This is a genomic window from uncultured Roseibium sp., assembly GCF_947496995.1.
In the GTDB taxonomy this organism is placed as follows: Bacteria; Pseudomonadota; Alphaproteobacteria; order Rhizobiales; family Stappiaceae; genus Roseibium.
In genome coordinates this window covers 98,227-111,791 of record NZ_CANMFD010000003.1, presented here as the reverse complement: position 1 = coordinate 111,791, position 13,565 = coordinate 98,227, and the positions used below count along the sequence as shown (strand labels likewise).

The 13,565-nt window shown below is 60.1% G+C and carries 14 protein-coding genes; 6 read left to right on the top strand and 8 right to left on the bottom strand.

Going from position 1 to position 13,565, the window contains the following annotated elements:
* The first annotated feature begins 11 nt into the window (after nt 1-11).
* On the top strand, nt 12-2,069 hold the full coding sequence (locus Q1B40_RS13355; RefSeq protein ID WP_299815277.1) for a methyl-accepting chemotaxis protein: 2,058 nt from the start codon (nt 12-14) through the stop codon (nt 2,067-2,069).
* Nucleotides 2,070-2,167: 98 nt separating this feature from the next.
* Here the strand turns inward: Q1B40_RS13355 and Q1B40_RS13350 are convergent, their stop codons facing one another.
* The 6 genes from Q1B40_RS13350 to lgt form a co-directional block, all read right to left on the bottom strand.
* Nucleotides 2,168-3,100, bottom strand: a complete 933-nt coding sequence (locus tag Q1B40_RS13350; RefSeq protein WP_068413041.1) for a ribose-phosphate pyrophosphokinase — start codon at nt 3,098-3,100, stop codon at nt 2,168-2,170.
* Nucleotides 3,101-3,437: 337 nt separating this feature from the next.
* The gene (locus Q1B40_RS13345) at nt 3,438-3,959 is read right to left on the bottom strand and encodes a hypothetical protein (protein WP_299815274.1); all 522 of its coding nucleotides are present in this window, start codon (nt 3,957-3,959) and stop codon (nt 3,438-3,440) included.
* 93 nt (nt 3,960-4,052) lie between these two features.
* The gene (locus tag Q1B40_RS13340; protein WP_299815271.1) at nt 4,053-5,210 is read right to left on the bottom strand and encodes a Xaa-Pro peptidase family protein; all 1,158 of its coding nucleotides are present in this window, start codon (nt 5,208-5,210) and stop codon (nt 4,053-4,055) included.
* A 10-nt stretch (nt 5,211-5,220) separates the two neighbouring features.
* Entirely contained in the window at nt 5,221-5,985 is a 765-nt protein-coding gene (pgeF, locus tag Q1B40_RS13335; protein ID WP_299815268.1) for a peptidoglycan editing factor PgeF, read from the bottom strand.
* A 117-nt stretch (nt 5,986-6,102) separates the two neighbouring features.
* A complete protein-coding gene (locus Q1B40_RS13330) occupies nt 6,103-7,197 on the bottom strand; it encodes a class I SAM-dependent methyltransferase (RefSeq protein ID WP_299815265.1) in 1,095 nt (364 codons plus the stop codon).
* A gap of 4 nt (nt 7,198-7,201) precedes the next feature.
* Complete coding sequence (gene lgt / locus Q1B40_RS13325) at nt 7,202-8,035, bottom strand: prolipoprotein diacylglyceryl transferase (RefSeq protein ID WP_299815262.1); 834 nt, start codon at nt 8,033-8,035, stop codon at nt 7,202-7,204.
* A 168-nt stretch (nt 8,036-8,203) separates the two neighbouring features.
* On the opposite strand from lgt, the gene Q1B40_RS13320 reads away from it, so the two are divergent.
* The 3 genes from Q1B40_RS13320 to proC all read left to right on the top strand — a co-directional run bounded on the left by Q1B40_RS13320 (nt 8,204) and on the right by proC (nt 10,129).
* Nucleotides 8,204-8,470, top strand: a complete 267-nt coding sequence (locus tag Q1B40_RS13320; RefSeq protein WP_299815259.1) for an accessory factor UbiK family protein — start codon at nt 8,204-8,206, stop codon at nt 8,468-8,470.
* 343 nt (nt 8,471-8,813) lie between these two features.
* Nucleotides 8,814-9,314 (top strand): YbjN domain-containing protein, encoded by a 501-nt coding sequence (locus tag Q1B40_RS13315; RefSeq protein WP_299815256.1) that lies wholly within the window; start codon nt 8,814-8,816, stop codon nt 9,312-9,314.
* Nucleotides 9,311-10,129 (top strand): pyrroline-5-carboxylate reductase, encoded by an 819-nt coding sequence (proC, locus tag Q1B40_RS13310; protein WP_299815253.1) that lies wholly within the window; start codon nt 9,311-9,313, stop codon nt 10,127-10,129. The genes Q1B40_RS13315 and proC overlap by 4 nt, the downstream gene beginning before the upstream one ends.
* 110 nt (nt 10,130-10,239) lie before the next feature.
* On the opposite strand, the gene Q1B40_RS13305 is transcribed toward proC, so the two are convergent.
* A complete protein-coding gene (locus Q1B40_RS13305; protein WP_299815250.1) occupies nt 10,240-10,713 on the bottom strand; it encodes a ferritin-like domain-containing protein in 474 nt (157 codons plus the stop codon).
* Between the two features lie 280 nt (nt 10,714-10,993).
* Here Q1B40_RS13305 and Q1B40_RS13300 point away from each other — a divergent pair, with 280 nt between their 5' ends.
* Both Q1B40_RS13300 and Q1B40_RS13295 read left to right on the top strand, forming a co-directional pair.
* Nucleotides 10,994-11,692, top strand: a complete 699-nt coding sequence (locus Q1B40_RS13300; protein WP_299815247.1) for a TetR/AcrR family transcriptional regulator — start codon at nt 10,994-10,996, stop codon at nt 11,690-11,692.
* A 98-nt stretch (nt 11,693-11,790) separates the two neighbouring features.
* Nucleotides 11,791-12,132: a tRNA-binding protein gene (locus tag Q1B40_RS13295; RefSeq protein ID WP_299815244.1), complete on the top strand. Its 342-nt coding sequence runs from the start codon at nt 11,791-11,793 to the stop codon at nt 12,130-12,132.
* Nucleotides 12,133-12,147: 15 nt separating this feature from the next.
* Here Q1B40_RS13295 and Q1B40_RS13290 read toward each other — a convergent pair whose 3' ends face one another.
* Nucleotides 12,148-13,563: an ATP-binding protein gene (locus Q1B40_RS13290; protein ID WP_299815242.1), complete on the bottom strand. Its 1,416-nt coding sequence runs from the start codon at nt 13,561-13,563 to the stop codon at nt 12,148-12,150.
* Nucleotides 13,564-13,565: the final 2 nt, after the last annotated feature.

Below are 13,565 nucleotides of genomic sequence, written 5' to 3'. Positions count from 1 at the left end.
GAGGCGTTGGTGTGGCAAGCTATATATCGGGCGCCAACACCGTGCGCGGACAGGCGGAGCAACGTTTGATGGCGCTCGCCGAAGGCCGCAGGGATAGCCTGCTGGAGTTTTACCGGAGCAAAGAGATATCCATCGACAGTCATCTCGGGGGAAAAGCCCTCCGGTCTGCCTATAGCGACCTGGAAGGGGCCTGGGCGAAATACGGTGACAAGGCGTTCGATACTCTCACGAAGATTTATGTCACGGACAATCCCCATCCGGTGCATGAGCGCGACCAGCTGGTCAAGGCCGGGCGCAAGCCCTACGACAAGGCCCACGCGAAACACCATACGTCCCTCCGGGACTATGCGGATGCGAACGACCATCCGGACATTCTGCTGATCAACCTGAACGGGGACGTGATCTACAGTGTCCGCAAGCGGTCGGATTTCGGCGTGAATGTGCGCTCCGCAGACTTGCAGGGAACGCCGCTGGCTGAAGGATTTGAGCAGATCGTATCAGGTGAAGCCGAAACCCTCGTGGGCTTCGATCCGGTCTTCTACCCTGGCAAGGACAATGAGCCGGCGGGTTTCTGGGCCGCTCCGATGGTCGTTGGTTCGAAGACCATCGGCGTGATCGTATACGAGACGCCGATCAGCAAGATCGATTCCCTGCTCGGGAAATACGCCGGTCTTGGCGAAACCGGAGACATCTATCTTCTGAATGAAGACGGCCTGGTGCTCAACGACAGCCAGCGCACAGCGGATGTGTCTGAAATGCTGAGTGCGCAGTTCGCTGCACCGGAAATCATGTCGGCGATGGCAGGCGAGGCGACGTTCGGACATCTGCCGGACTACAATGGACGGGATGTCTTCGCGGCGATGGTTCCCTTCACGGCTCTCGACAACAAATACACGTTGGTCGTCGTTCAGGGAGCGGATGAAGTACTGGCACCTCTGTCTTCCCTGAAACTGTGGATTTTCGGAATCGCTCTGGCCTGTGCGGCTGCCGCATGCATGTTCGGGCTGCTCATGGCGCGAAATCTGTCGGGCCGGCTCAATGGACTTGGTGAAGTCATGAACAGGCTTGCCGGAGGCGATAGTACCGTCGAGATACCGGCGCAATCCGCTTCCGATGAAATCGCCGAAATGGCGGCCACGGTGGACGTGTTCCGCGAAAACGCGCTGGCGCGTGAACGGCTGGAATCGGAGCAGCGGGACTCCGGCCTTGCGCAGGAACGCCAGTCTGCCGAGATCTCCAGAATGATCGCCGAGTTCCGGTCTGAAGTCACGGAGATGCTGGACGCAGTGTTCAGCAACAGCGAGCAGATGCGGCACGCTGCCGAAGAGCTGAACAGCGTTGCCGACGAGACTGCGGGCGATGCCACGAATGCATCGGCTGCCTCCGAAGAGGCCTCGACGAATGTGCAGACGGTGGCTTCAGCCGCCGAGGAGCTGTCGGCATCGATCCAGGAGATCCGACGGCAGGTTCAGTCGACCACTGAAATCGTCCAGAACGCGTCGCATGCCGCGGTGCAGACCAACAACAAGATCGAGGGGCTTGCGGAATCCGCGCAGCGCATCGGTGATGTCGTCAATCTGATTTCCGCCATCGCCGAACAGACCAATCTGTTGGCGCTGAATGCCACCATTGAGGCCGCAAGGGCCGGAGAAGCCGGGCGCGGGTTCGCGGTTGTGGCTTCCGAAGTCAAGGAACTCGCGACGCAGACCGCAAAGGCGACGGAAGAAATCGAAGGTCAGATTGCGGAAGTGCAAGCGGCGACGAAGGAAGCCGTCACGGCGATCGCCGGAATTACCCAGACAATGAGCCAGGTCGACGAATATACCGGCTCGATTGCCTCGGCCGTAGAGCAGCAGGGAGCTGCGACGAACGAAATCTCCGGGAACGTGCAGGAAGCGGCCAAAGGCACGCAGGATGTTGCACGCACCATCGTGACAATCTCGGAAAAGACGCGTGTCACGAGTTCGTCCGCCGGACAGGTGCTGTCGGCCTCGACGGATGTCAACGGCCAGACGACTGCGTTGCGGGACACGGTCGACCGGTTTCTGAATGCGGTGGCAGCGGCCTGATACAAATCAGCCTGCCTTCATGCGATTTTGCTTGAAGGCAGGCTGTATTCTCAATTCCGGGATGTCGGAACCTTCTATTTGTCTTTCTGACCGCACATTCAGCTGAACAGGCTGGAGACCGATTTTTCCAGGGCTGTGCGGTTGATGGCCTCACCGATCAGCGGGGCGATCGAGATGGTGCGGATGTTGGCCGCCGCCGTGATCGCCGCCGTGGGTTCGATCGAGTTGGTGATCACCAGTTCCTTCAGCTTCGAAGACGTGACGCGCGCAACGGCTCCGCCGGACAGAACGCCGTGGGTGATATAGGCCGTCACCGACTTGGCGCCCTTGGCGAGCAGGGCTTCGGCCGCATTGCAGAGCGTGCCGCCGCTGTCGACGATATCGTCGACCAGAATGCAGTCAAAGCCGTTCACTTCACCGATGATGTTCATGACTTCCGACTCTCCAGGCTTGTCGCGGCGCTTGTCGACGATGGAGAGCGGCGCCTCGATGCGCTTGGCAAGGGCACGTGCCCGGACCACGCCGCCGACATCGGGAGACACCACCATGACATTGTCGGTGGCATAGCGTTCCTTGATGTCGCGGGTCATGACGGGAGCGGCAAACAGGTTGTCGGTCGGCAGATCGAAAAAACCCTGGATCTGTCCGGCGTGGAGATCCAGGGTGAGGACGCGGTCAGCGCCGGCTTCGGTGATCAGGTTGGCCACCAGCTTCGCCGAAATCGGCGTTCGGCCGGAGGCGCGGCGGTCTTGCCGCGCGTAGCCGAAATAGGGGAGCACCGCCGTGATACGGCGGGCAGAGGACCGGCGCGCTGCATCGATGATGATGAGCAGCTCCATCAGGTGGTCATTGGCCGGGTAGCTGGTCGGCTGAACGACGAAAACGTCCTCGCCGCGCACATTTTCCTGGATCTCAACGAAGATTTCCTGGTCGGCAAACCGCCGGACCTGGCATTTCGCGAGGGGGACTTCGAGGTATCCGGAGATTTCCTCAGCCAGGGCTCGGTTGGAATTGCCCGCGACGATCTTCATAAGCCGCAAGTCCTTCTGGTGCGACAGCGGATCAGCAGGCAGGTTCATCCCTGCTGAAACGCGGAAAGGGCCAAGAGCGTTCTGCGTTCAGGTCAACACAGACTTCTCTAACACTTTAAAATCGATCAGCTTTTCTTCTCTCATGCGATGCCGCATGTGAGCAGGCCGAATCGAGGTCTTAACAGTTTGCCGAATGCCGGAGGCCCGAATGGAAAGCCTTGGCAGGCGGCGGCGTTGTAACAACCAACCACCCGGACCACAACAGGCGTTCGCCGTTGAGACCCGCTTTTTTTGAATTTTTGTGGCGCTGCACCCTCATTATCCGGCTAAAGGCAGATTAGCGGTTGAGCCAGGCCTTGATTTCCACCATCGACCGGTTGGCGATGCGCGACAAGGTTCCCGATCCGACCGCCTGCCAGGGGTCGCCGGAGGCGCCGCCCGTATCTTCGGTGCCGGAGATTCGTTTCACCCGGCGGCCGGAGCCGTCAACAATGTCGAATACATAGAAGACGGTGCCGTTGGAGGGCTGGCCGGTGGCCGCAAGATAGCCGTTGACGCGGTAGGTCGCGGCTGCGCCTACGCGGCGGACAAGAGTAATACCCTGCTTGCGGGCTTCAGCTCCGATGAGCTCGGACAATTCGTCGGAGATGTTGCCGGGAGCGCCTGTAAAGGGTTCGAAAGCGAGTGTTACCCCTTCTTCCTGATCGATCTGTCCGGAAATCGAAGGCGCGGTGACCGTGGTCGATATGGGGCTCGGAGGCTGCTGCGCCGACTGACAGGCGGCCAGGCCGCCCAGAAGCAGGAGGCAGATGATCGAACGCAGGGTCGAAAAGGAATTCTGTCTGGAAAAGGTGAGCATGTAGGCGCCTGGCTCTGATAATCGATTTCGACATGGTGCGGATCGTCTGCCGACAATGCAAGAACGGAAGCGGCCCGCTGAGTTGCAGTTTGTTTAGCCTGACTTGACCGGCAGGTCGAGAGGCAGGGTGGATAAGCACTCCGGAGCGCCATTGGTGGTCAGGTAGGTCTGCCCCAGTGTCATCGCGGTTCCGGTGATGGAATCCATCAGGATCATGTGCATGAAGATCACCATGTCCGGCTTTACCTCGGCCGGATTGGCCTTGTAGGCCATGGGCATGTCCATCCAGCTCGGCGTGAAGCGTGCGCCCAGCGAATAGCCGCAGGCATTCAGCCTGTGGGGCATCATGTCATGGGCATCCACACGTTCGGCATGGGCGTCGAAAACGTCGCCGAAGGTCCGGCCCGGAACAAGCTGGGTTTCAACGGCGGCCAGCGCTTCGCGTGCGGCGGTATACATCTCGTGGTGCCGGTCGGTCGGTGAGCCGATGACGACGGTGCGCATCAGCGCGGCGTGGTAATGGCGATAGCTTCCCGCCCATTCCAGCGTGAGCTGGTCCCGATCGGACAGGTTTCGGCGGCCGGCCTTGTAGCGGCACAAGAGCGCATCAGCGCCGGAGCCGATGATGAATTCATTGGCGGGATAATCTCCACCGCCTTCGAAAATCGCTCCCTGCATGGCGGCAAGAATGCGGCCCTCGTCGGCACCGGGGCGGATTTCTTCCATGGCGGCATAATAAGCCTTGTCGGCGAGTTCGGCAGCCTTGCGCACATAGACGATTTCTTCAGCGCTCTTCACTGCACGCAGTTGCGGGACCAATTCGGAGGCGTCGGAAATATCGGCGAAACTGGTCAGTTCCGCATTTATCTGCAGTCCGATCCTGCCGGTCATGCCGTGGGTATCGTATTCGATGCCGATACGGCTACCGAGGAGATCCAGGTCGAACAGGAGATCCTTGAGCTGCCCGACCGGGCTGGCCGATCCCCGGTCGATCCAGATGCGAATGTCGGCGATGTTCGAGGTGTGCCTGGCCTGACGCTGGTCGGCGGAGCGGGTGAGGAGCACAATCTCTCCATCCCTCTTTACGACGAGGCACTGGAAAAAGCAGAAGCCGAAGGTGTCGTAGCCGGTCAGCCAGTACATGCTTTCCTGTGCGAAAAGCAGCATGGCATCGAGTTTTTCCGCCTCCATGGCGGCCTTGAGCTTCTCGAAACGGCTCTCGAACTCGGCATCGGAAAAGTGCAGTGCCATCGGTGTCTCCCTATCTCAGAACGATCGCGCTGATCTGGCGGCCATAGTCCGGTTCCTTGCGGTGGGTGGTGCGGCGGTAGGAGAAAAAACGGGTCTCGTCGCCGTAAGTGCATAGTGCGAGGTCCGTGACCTCGCCAAGGTTCAGTCGCTCAAGTCTGTCCCTGATGAAGGCAGGCAGGTCGAACATGAAATGATTTTCCCGCTCGGACGGCTGGAAATATTCCGTATTGCGGGAGGCGTCCTGAAGGAACCGTTCGCGGAATTCCGGACCGACTTCATAGGCCTGGCGGGATATCGTCGGCCCGAGGACCGCGGTGATACCGTTTCTTGTCGCACCCAACGCTTCCATGGCGACGACCGTGTTCAGGAGAACTCCGGTCAAGGCGCCTTTCCAGCCTGCATGGGCGGCTCCGACGACGCGCGCTGCGGGGTCCGCGAAAAGCACCGGGCCGCAGTCGGCCGTCAGAACTCCGATGGCCAGTCCCGGCGTGCTTGTGACGAGCGCGTCGGCTTTCCTGTCCGCAGCGTCCTCCCAGGGGCCTGTAACCGTGATTACGTCCGGTGAGTGGATCTGATAGGGGGAAAGCAGGTTCTCCGGGACAACGCCAACTGCATCGGCGGCCCGTCTGCGGTTCTCCAGAACCCTGCTGCGCTCGTCATCCGAACCGAGGCCGAGATTCAGACTTTCATAAATGCCGTTCGAGACGCCGCCCTGCCGGGTGAAAAAGCCGTGGCCGAGGCCTTCGAGCTTCAATGCGTCTGCTTCAATTCTCATACGGGTCTCCGGACCAGATCGACCTGCTTGTCATTGGAACACCAGAAAGCGGATAACTGACCGCTCTCCAGATGTTTCGAACAGGATTCGTTTTGCAGCGATTGATCCTTGAGGGGATCACGGCGCGCTGTCAAACGGCGGAAACGATATTCCCGCGCCTGTCACAGCCAGAACCTTGAAGAGATCGCCCATCTTGGCGGGGGCTGCCAGACGTTCGACCGCGTCGTGGATCGCTTCCTGCTCTTCGCGGGATTTTCCCGCACCGAGGGCCCCGGCCCGCTCCAGAAGTCCGGACTTCAGGAGAAAATCCCCCTGTGACATTGGCGGAAGTGCTGTCGCTCCGCCTCTTACAGCCGCCGCGGCCAATGCGTCGAAATTCACATGCGCCGTCAGATCTGCCTCGCCGGGGTGCGCCAGAACATCGTCGAATTGATGCCTGTAAAGGGCCTGCAGCGTGTCGCCGGGGGCGGTTTTCAGATAGCCGTAATCGATGAAAATCGCGGCCCCGCCGTGTTCGGCAATCCGCGCGCCGATGGCTTCGGCTATGGCGTTTGCGGCAGGTTGGGTTTCGAGGATCGTGCCTTCGGCAGAACCGGCAATACGGGCCGGGATGGCGTCATCGGAAAGCCTGGCGGTGCCGGCGCCGAAGATGAGACTGCCGTCCTCCGACAGGCCGATCCGGCGTTCGCGCCAACCGTCCCCGGTTTTGACGAACTGATGGATCGGCAGCGCATCGAAGAATTCATTGGCGACCAGAATCAGCGGACCATCGGGGATATCCGCGACTGTGGTCCGGAAGTCCGGTTCGAGCGGTGCCCCGGCCAAAGTCTCCTGCTGGATTTCGCGAAGGCGCGGGCTTGTCTCGACGAGGGACAGGCTGGCTGCCTTCAGGAATGCCGGGCGCAGTGCGGCTACGCGCAGCAGGTCCGCCATCAGGGTTCCGCGGCCCGGTCCCAGTTCCACGAGCTGAAACCGTTCGGAGGCACCCATGGCTTCGTAGGCGGCCAGACAGGATGCGCCGATCAGTTCGCCAAACATCTGGCTGACTTCGGGCGCGGTGATGAAATCGCCGCTCGCGCCGAAAGGCTCCCGCGTCGTGTAATAGCCCGCCTCGGGATCACCGAGGCAGATCGACATGTACTCGGCGACAGAAAGAGGTCCTTCGGCGGATATGCGGGCCTTGATCCTGTCCTTCAGAGAGAGGGCCGGCATGGTCTTACCCGGCTGTGGCGGCGGAATTGCGGGATGACGCCCAGATCATCGCGGCCAGTCCGCCCAGGATCATCGGCAGCGACAGCAATATGCCCATGGTGAAAAAGCCGCCCAGATAACCGATATGGGCATCGGGAACCCGGAAAAGTTCCGAGATCGAACGGGCAATGCCGTAGCCGCAGGCAAAGGCTCCGGCGAGAAATCCCGGCTTTTTCAGAAGCTTGAAACGGTGGCTGAGCAGACGCAGCACGAGGAACAGGACAAGCCCCTCAAGCGCGGCTTCGTAGAGCTGGCTGGGATGGCGGGCATCAGGACCGCCATTGGGAAAGACAAAGGCCCAGGGCACATCCGAGGGGCGGCCCCATAATTCGGAATTGATGAAGTTGGCGATCCGTCCGAAGAAAAGCCCGATCGGCGCCGCGCAGCCCGCCAGATCGAACAGGGTCCAGACGGAGACGCCCCGGCTCCAGGCGAACAGCATCATGGCGATCACCGTGCCGGCGAAACCGCCATGGAACGACATGCCTCCGGTCCAGATCGCGAATGCGTCCATCGGATTGGCGAGATAATAAGCCGGATTGTAGAAGAGCACGTACCCGAGACGGCCGCCGATGATGATGCCGAGGGTTCCCCAGAGGACGAAGTCGTCGAGCTGGGCGAGGGACGGCCTGCCGATGCTGCCCCAGAGCCGGTGGTTGAGGACAAGAGCGCGCATGTAGCGCCAGGCCAGAATGATGCCGACGATGTAGGCCAGCGCATACCAGCGCAGGGCGAAGGGACCGAATTCAACAATGACCGGGTCGATGGCGGGGAACGGCAGGACGAGTAAGGGCGGCACGGCATAACCTTCTTTGTTTTTGTCCTGAAAGAGCAGGGCAAAGCCCGGCGCAACGCATGCGCGATCTTGTTCGATCCGTCAAGCACGCGGGCGGAATTGGTTCTTGAAGTTCAGGCCATTCCCACATACCTCTCAGGTGTAAGTTTGTTCCTGACCAAGGAGGGTCACATGACCCAGGGCCCGAACCGTATTCTCGACGATTTCGCGAAGCTGATGACTGACGCCGCCGGTGTCGCCCAGGGGGCGCGCCGTGAAGTGGAAACCGCATTCAAGGCACAGGCCGAGCGTTTCCTGTCCGATATGGATATGGTCTCGCGGGAAGAACATGAAGCCGTCAAGGAGATGGCCGTGCGTGCGCTCGACAAGGCCGAAGAGCTCGAATCGCGGCTCGCGAAGCTGGAAAAAACAGGTGCCGCCGGTGGCAAGGGCGCCTGACGCGGCTCGCTGACGCGGATGTGACCGATTTCTGTTCATAGTTCGTGACAGAAATGCGACCAGTGCACTTGGCGGAAATGCGTTGCTTTTGAGCAATGTGCTGAAAATTGACGCTGTGTCGTCCACAAGATTCGGCTTTCGGGGCAGAAATGGTATGTATCCCTTAAATCAATCTTGCTCCTATACTCATAGGTAACAGGGATTCGTCGGAGCAAGACGGAACCGGTTCGCTCCAAGGACCAGCAAGGGACGCGTTTTGCTCCTCCGGCATGGGACATTTCCCGGCGGTCCGCCCGGTTTTCCTGATCGGGTATTCGGCCCCGGCTCGAAAGGGAGTAGGCACATGAGCCTCATCGAAATCGACTTCGAGCGACCTGGCAATCCCGTTGACACAATAGAAACCGTCGCGGCTCTGAACGACTGGACTTTCGAACGGTCGGACGACGACGAGATCACCATCTCCCTTGGTGGCAGCTGGTGTGACTATCATGTCTCTTTCTCGTGGATGGAAGATGTGGAGGCGCTGCATCTCGCCTGCGCCTTCGACCTCAAGGTCACGGAACTCCGCAAGACGGAAGTCGTCCGCCTGCTGGCGCTTGTGAACGAGCAGCTCTGGATGGGGCACTTCGATCTCTGGCACAAGGAGAACGTCGTCATGTTCCGCCAGTCGCTCATTCTGGCCGGAGGCGCGGAAGCCTCTTCGGCGCAGATCGAAGCCATGCTGACAAATGCGCTTGAAAACTGCGAGCGTTTCTATCAAGCCTTCCAGTTCGTCGTCTGGGCCGGTCATTCGGCTTCCCAGGCCATGGACACGGCCTTGTTTGAAACCGCAGGAGAAGCATGAGTTTTTCAAAAGAGAGGCCCTTCCTTCTTGTCGGAGCCGGCAAGATGGGAGGTGCAATGTTGTCAGGCTGGGTGGCGGAAGGGATAGACACTTCCGCCCTCATGGTATGCGACCCGTATCTGTCCGGGCCAATGGCTGCGCTTCTGAAACAATACGGTATCCGGCATGTAACCGTCATACCCGATGACTTGCGCGCGGGCATTGTTCTTGTCGCCGTCAAACCGCAGATGATGGACGATGTCCTGCCCGCTCTGAAGTCGGCGGTGGCGCCGGATACGCTCGTGCTTTCCATTGCGGCCGGGACACCGGTTTCGAAATTCGAATCCGTGTTCGGGAGCGTACCGGTTTGCCGCTGCATGCCGAATACACCGGCGATGGTCAAACGGGGGATCACCGCGGTTTATCCAACGGCGGCGGTTTCAGACGAGAGCAAAAAAGACGTCGACCGGCTTCTGGGCGCTATTGGGAAGGTGGTCTGGCTGGACAGCGAGGACCAGATCGATCTGGTTACGGGTGTCAGCGGGTCGGGTCCTGCCTACGTGTTCTATCTTGCTGAGACTCTGAGCGAGGCAGGCAGGCAGGCCGGGCTTCCCGATGATCTCGCCGACGAACTTGCCATTGCGACTGTCTATGGTGCGGGGGAACTGATGCGCCGCTCCGGCGAGCATCCTTCGGTTCTTCGCAAGAATGTCACCAGCCCGAACGGAACGACGGCGGCAGCGCTGGAGGTTCTGATGGGAACCGGCGGCTTGCAGCCGATCATGACCGAGGCCGTTGCGGAAGCGGTCCGGCGGGCGAAGGAACTGGCAGGCTGATCCTGCCGGCGTCGTCTTCTTTGTTTAACTGAGCCATGGTTTCAGGCGCTGACGGCTGGGGCGATGAAGCGCGCATTTTCAAGCGCGCTTCATCCGGCATGGTGATGCGTTTACTGCTCGTTGATTGCGGCGACTGCCAGACCGGTCAGCTTGCTGTTGGCAGCCTTTTCCTGGTCGAGAATTCCGGTCAGCAGGTCGTGCGCCTCGTCGTGGCCGAGAACCTTCGCCCATTCACGCAAGGTGCCGTAGCGGGCAATCTCATAGTGTTCGACAGCCTGGCAGGCGGCGACAAGCGCTGCGTTTTTCGCAGTGCCGCTGGCTTCGGCGATTATGCCGTCGGTTTCCTTCAGAAGACCCTCGATAGCGTCGCATTTTTCACCGGAAGCCTTTTTGCCGAGCGACTTGAAAACCTGCTCGAGCGTCTTGACCTGGGTTTTGGTCTCTTCAAGGTGATCGCCGATCACGTCCTTGAGTTTTTTGCCGTTGGCTGCTTCCTGGAGCTTCGGCATGGCTTTTGTGAGTTGCTGCTCGGCGTAATAGATGTCCTGCAGCGTATGTTCGAATGCATCGGCAAGCGTTTTCATGGGGTTTCTCTCCTCGCGGTAGTGATCTGGTGGACGCTTCTGACGGTCGGTTTCTGAAAGGCTGCGACCCGGCCGGGCTGCAGCGACCGTGGCGGGACTGCAAGGCGCCGGACCGGGCCGCATCCTTCAGGCAATCAACGCAGCGGCGTCGACTCTGGTTCCAGCCTGTCGTGAAGAATGATCGGGGAAAGGATCGCCGGACCCGTGGCACGGTGCCGCCCTTTCCTCAGGAGAGCAGGTTTCCTATCTTAAGGTGTGAAGACCAACTGGAGACCTTCTCATGGCAACCGCTAAAACCAGGCAGAAAATCCTTCAAACGTTCTTGGAGCTGTTGTCCGAGCATCCTTATGAGGATGTCTCGCTGCCAATGATTGCCGAGACGGCGAAGGTGAAGCTCTCGGAGATGCGCAGCGCTTACGCTTCGAAACTTCAGCTTGTCGCTGCATTCGTGGAGAAGATCGACACAACGGTTCTTGATGGGGTGGACGCGGACATGGGCGATCAGCCACCGCGCGACCGGCTGTTCGATGTCCTGATGACACGGATCGACGCGCTTGCCCCGCACAAGGAGGCTGTCAGGGCGCTGCATGACGCGGCGCGTCACGATCCTGGACTTGCGCTTGATTTCAACCGGCTGGCGGTGCGTTCCCAGAAATGGATGCTGATTGCAGCCGGTATCGATGTTTCCGGTGTGAAGGCGACCATCGTCGGACAGGCGCTGGCTGTCGCATTCGCCCGTGTGGTCGATGTCTGGCTGGACGAGGCCGATGAAGGCATGCCCCGCACGATGGCACGGCTCGACAAGGAACTGGACAAGGGCTCCTCCTTCATGAAGCGTTTGAACGGTGTGGAGAGCCTTGCCAGGGGACTGCGTTCATTCCTGAAAAAAGCATCCTCGGGCGGCAGGAGTCGCCGAGGCCGGGACGGTGAACCGGATCAGGATGCCGGCGTCGACGCAGAAGCCCCCGCAAGTGCCTGACGGCCACAGGTCTGTCGCAAAAAGTCGCTGAACGGCTGCCTGTGTCTTGCACGGTCCTTGTTGACCGGCCATGGTCGCTCTCAAAAGGAGTATGTTTCGTGAGCGACCAGATCAGTTTTGACGATTTTCTGAAAGTGGATGTGCGCGTCGGCCGTATTGTCGAGGCCGAGAATTTTCCCGAAGCGCGCAAGCCCGCCTACAAGATGCGGATCGACTTTGGTCCGGATATCGGCGTCAAGAAGACCTCCGCGCAGATCACGAAGCACTACACACCGGGCGAGCTGGTCGGCAAGCTGGTGATGGCGGTGGTCAATTTTCCTCCGCGCCAGATCGGTCCCGTCATGTCCGAAGTTCTCACCCTCGGCGTTCCGGACGAGGATGGCGAAGTCGTCCTGCTGACCCCGGACAAGGACGTGCCGATCGGCGGGCGGCTTTATTAGGGCGTAAGAACAGTCTTACGCCGGCAATCTCAGCCGTGTTCTCAGCCCTCCCAGCGGGCTGTCTTCCAGGTAGAGTTCGCCGCCGTGGCCGCGGGCGATGTCGCGGGCGATCGCAAGGCCGAGGCCGCTGCCGGTCTGGTCCTGGTTGCGGGCCAGGTCCAGCCGGTGAAACGCCCGGAAGGCCATATCGCGCTGATCTTCGGGAATGCCGGGGCCGTCATCGTCAATGGTGATGACAAGCCAGTTTCCCTCGATCCCGGCAGAGATTTCGACCTGGGTGCCGTATTTGCAGGCGTTGGTGACGAGGTTGGCGAGACAGCGTTTCATCGAAATGCGTCTCACTTCGACGTCGAGAGGCCCTTCGATGCGGGTGGTCACGGAATAGCCGGAGATTTCGGCTTCCTCTTCCAGTTCCTCAAGAAGAAGCGCCATGTCGGTCGTCTGGACTTCTTCGTCGCCATCACCGCTGGCAAAGGCAAGATAATCCTCCAGCATATGGCTCATCTCGTCGACGTCCTTGCGCATGGCATCGCTTTCAGGGGTCTCGGCCAGAAAGGCGAGCTGTAGTCGCAGGCGCGTCAGGATGGTCCTCAGATCGTGACTGACGCCGGCCAGCATCGTTGTGCGTTGCTCGATCTGGCGTTCGATGCGGCGGCGCATGTCGATGAAGGCCAGGCTGGCGCGGCGTACCTCGCGGGCGCCGCTGGCCCGGAAATCCGCAGCCGGGCGCCCCCTGCCGAAAGCCTCAGCGGCATTGGCCAGACGGATGATCGGGCGGATCTGGTTGCGCAGAAAGAGTAGGGCGACAATCACCAGAACAAGCGAGGTGGAGAACATCCAGACCAGGAAGATATGCGAGTTGGAGGCATAGGTCTGGCTGCGCCGGGTGAAAATCCTCAGGATGGAATCGGTGAGCTGAATGCGAATTTCCACAAAGCGGGAGCGGCCGACCGTATCGATCCAGAAGGGTTTGCCGATCCGTTGGCTGATGGCAAGACTCAGTTCCTGGTCGATGACATCGAAGAACGGCTTGGGCGTTGGAGGCGGCAGCGGTTCCAGCGGCATGACGGTCATAGACATGCCAAGCGCGCGTGAGGCGAGCTCCTCGACCTTGCGGTTGTCGTCATCCTGCGGATAATTTTCCAGCACGAAAACAACGGCTGCGATCTCCCGGACCACCGCTTCCGACATCCGGCGGGAAACCAGCTGATAGTGACGCTCCATGAAGACGAAAACCAGGACCGACTGGAGGATCACGATGGGGGCAAGGATGATCAGAAACGTCCGGGTGAAGAGACCCTTCGGCATGATCCGGTACATCAACCGGGAAAATACCCGGTAGGCGCCGACAAAGGGCTTCAGGAGAACCGCGAGGAACTTCAGGTGGTTTCCTTCCTGGAAACGCCGGAGCAGGGTTGTTTTTTCCGCCATCG

Excerpts from the sequence above, each read along its gene's own strand:
- Q1B40_RS13315 (WP_299815256.1), top strand. The coding sequence starts at position 8,814 with ATGAGCCTCATCGAAATCGACTTCGAGCGACCTGGCAATCCCGTTGAC.
- Q1B40_RS13340 (WP_299815271.1), bottom strand. The coding sequence starts at position 5,210 with ATGGCACTGCACTTTTCCGATGCCGAGTTCGAGAGCCGTTTCGAGAAG.
- Q1B40_RS13345 (WP_299815274.1), bottom strand. The coding sequence starts at position 3,959 with ATGCTCACCTTTTCCAGACAGAATTCCTTTTCGACCCTGCGTTCGATC.
- Q1B40_RS13290 (WP_299815242.1), bottom strand. The coding sequence starts at position 13,563 with ATGGCGGAAAAAACAACCCTGCTCCGGCGTTTCCAGGAAGGAAACCAC.
- proC (WP_299815253.1), top strand. The coding sequence starts at position 9,311 with ATGAGTTTTTCAAAAGAGAGGCCCTTCCTTCTTGTCGGAGCCGGCAAG.
- Q1B40_RS13300 (WP_299815247.1), top strand. The coding sequence starts at position 10,994 with ATGGCAACCGCTAAAACCAGGCAGAAAATCCTTCAAACGTTCTTGGAG.
- Q1B40_RS13350 (WP_068413041.1), bottom strand. The coding sequence starts at position 3,100 with ATGAAGATCGTCGCGGGCAATTCCAACCGAGCCCTGGCTGAGGAAATC.
- Q1B40_RS13320 (WP_299815259.1), top strand. The coding sequence starts at position 8,204 with ATGACCCAGGGCCCGAACCGTATTCTCGACGATTTCGCGAAGCTGATG.
- Q1B40_RS13305 (WP_299815250.1), bottom strand. The coding sequence starts at position 10,713 with ATGAAAACGCTTGCCGATGCATTCGAACATACGCTGCAGGACATCTAT.
- Q1B40_RS13330 (WP_299815265.1), bottom strand. The coding sequence starts at position 7,197 with ATGCCGGCCCTCTCTCTGAAGGACAGGATCAAGGCCCGCATATCCGCC.
- pgeF (WP_299815268.1), bottom strand. The coding sequence starts at position 5,985 with ATGAGAATTGAAGCAGACGCATTGAAGCTCGAAGGCCTCGGCCACGGC.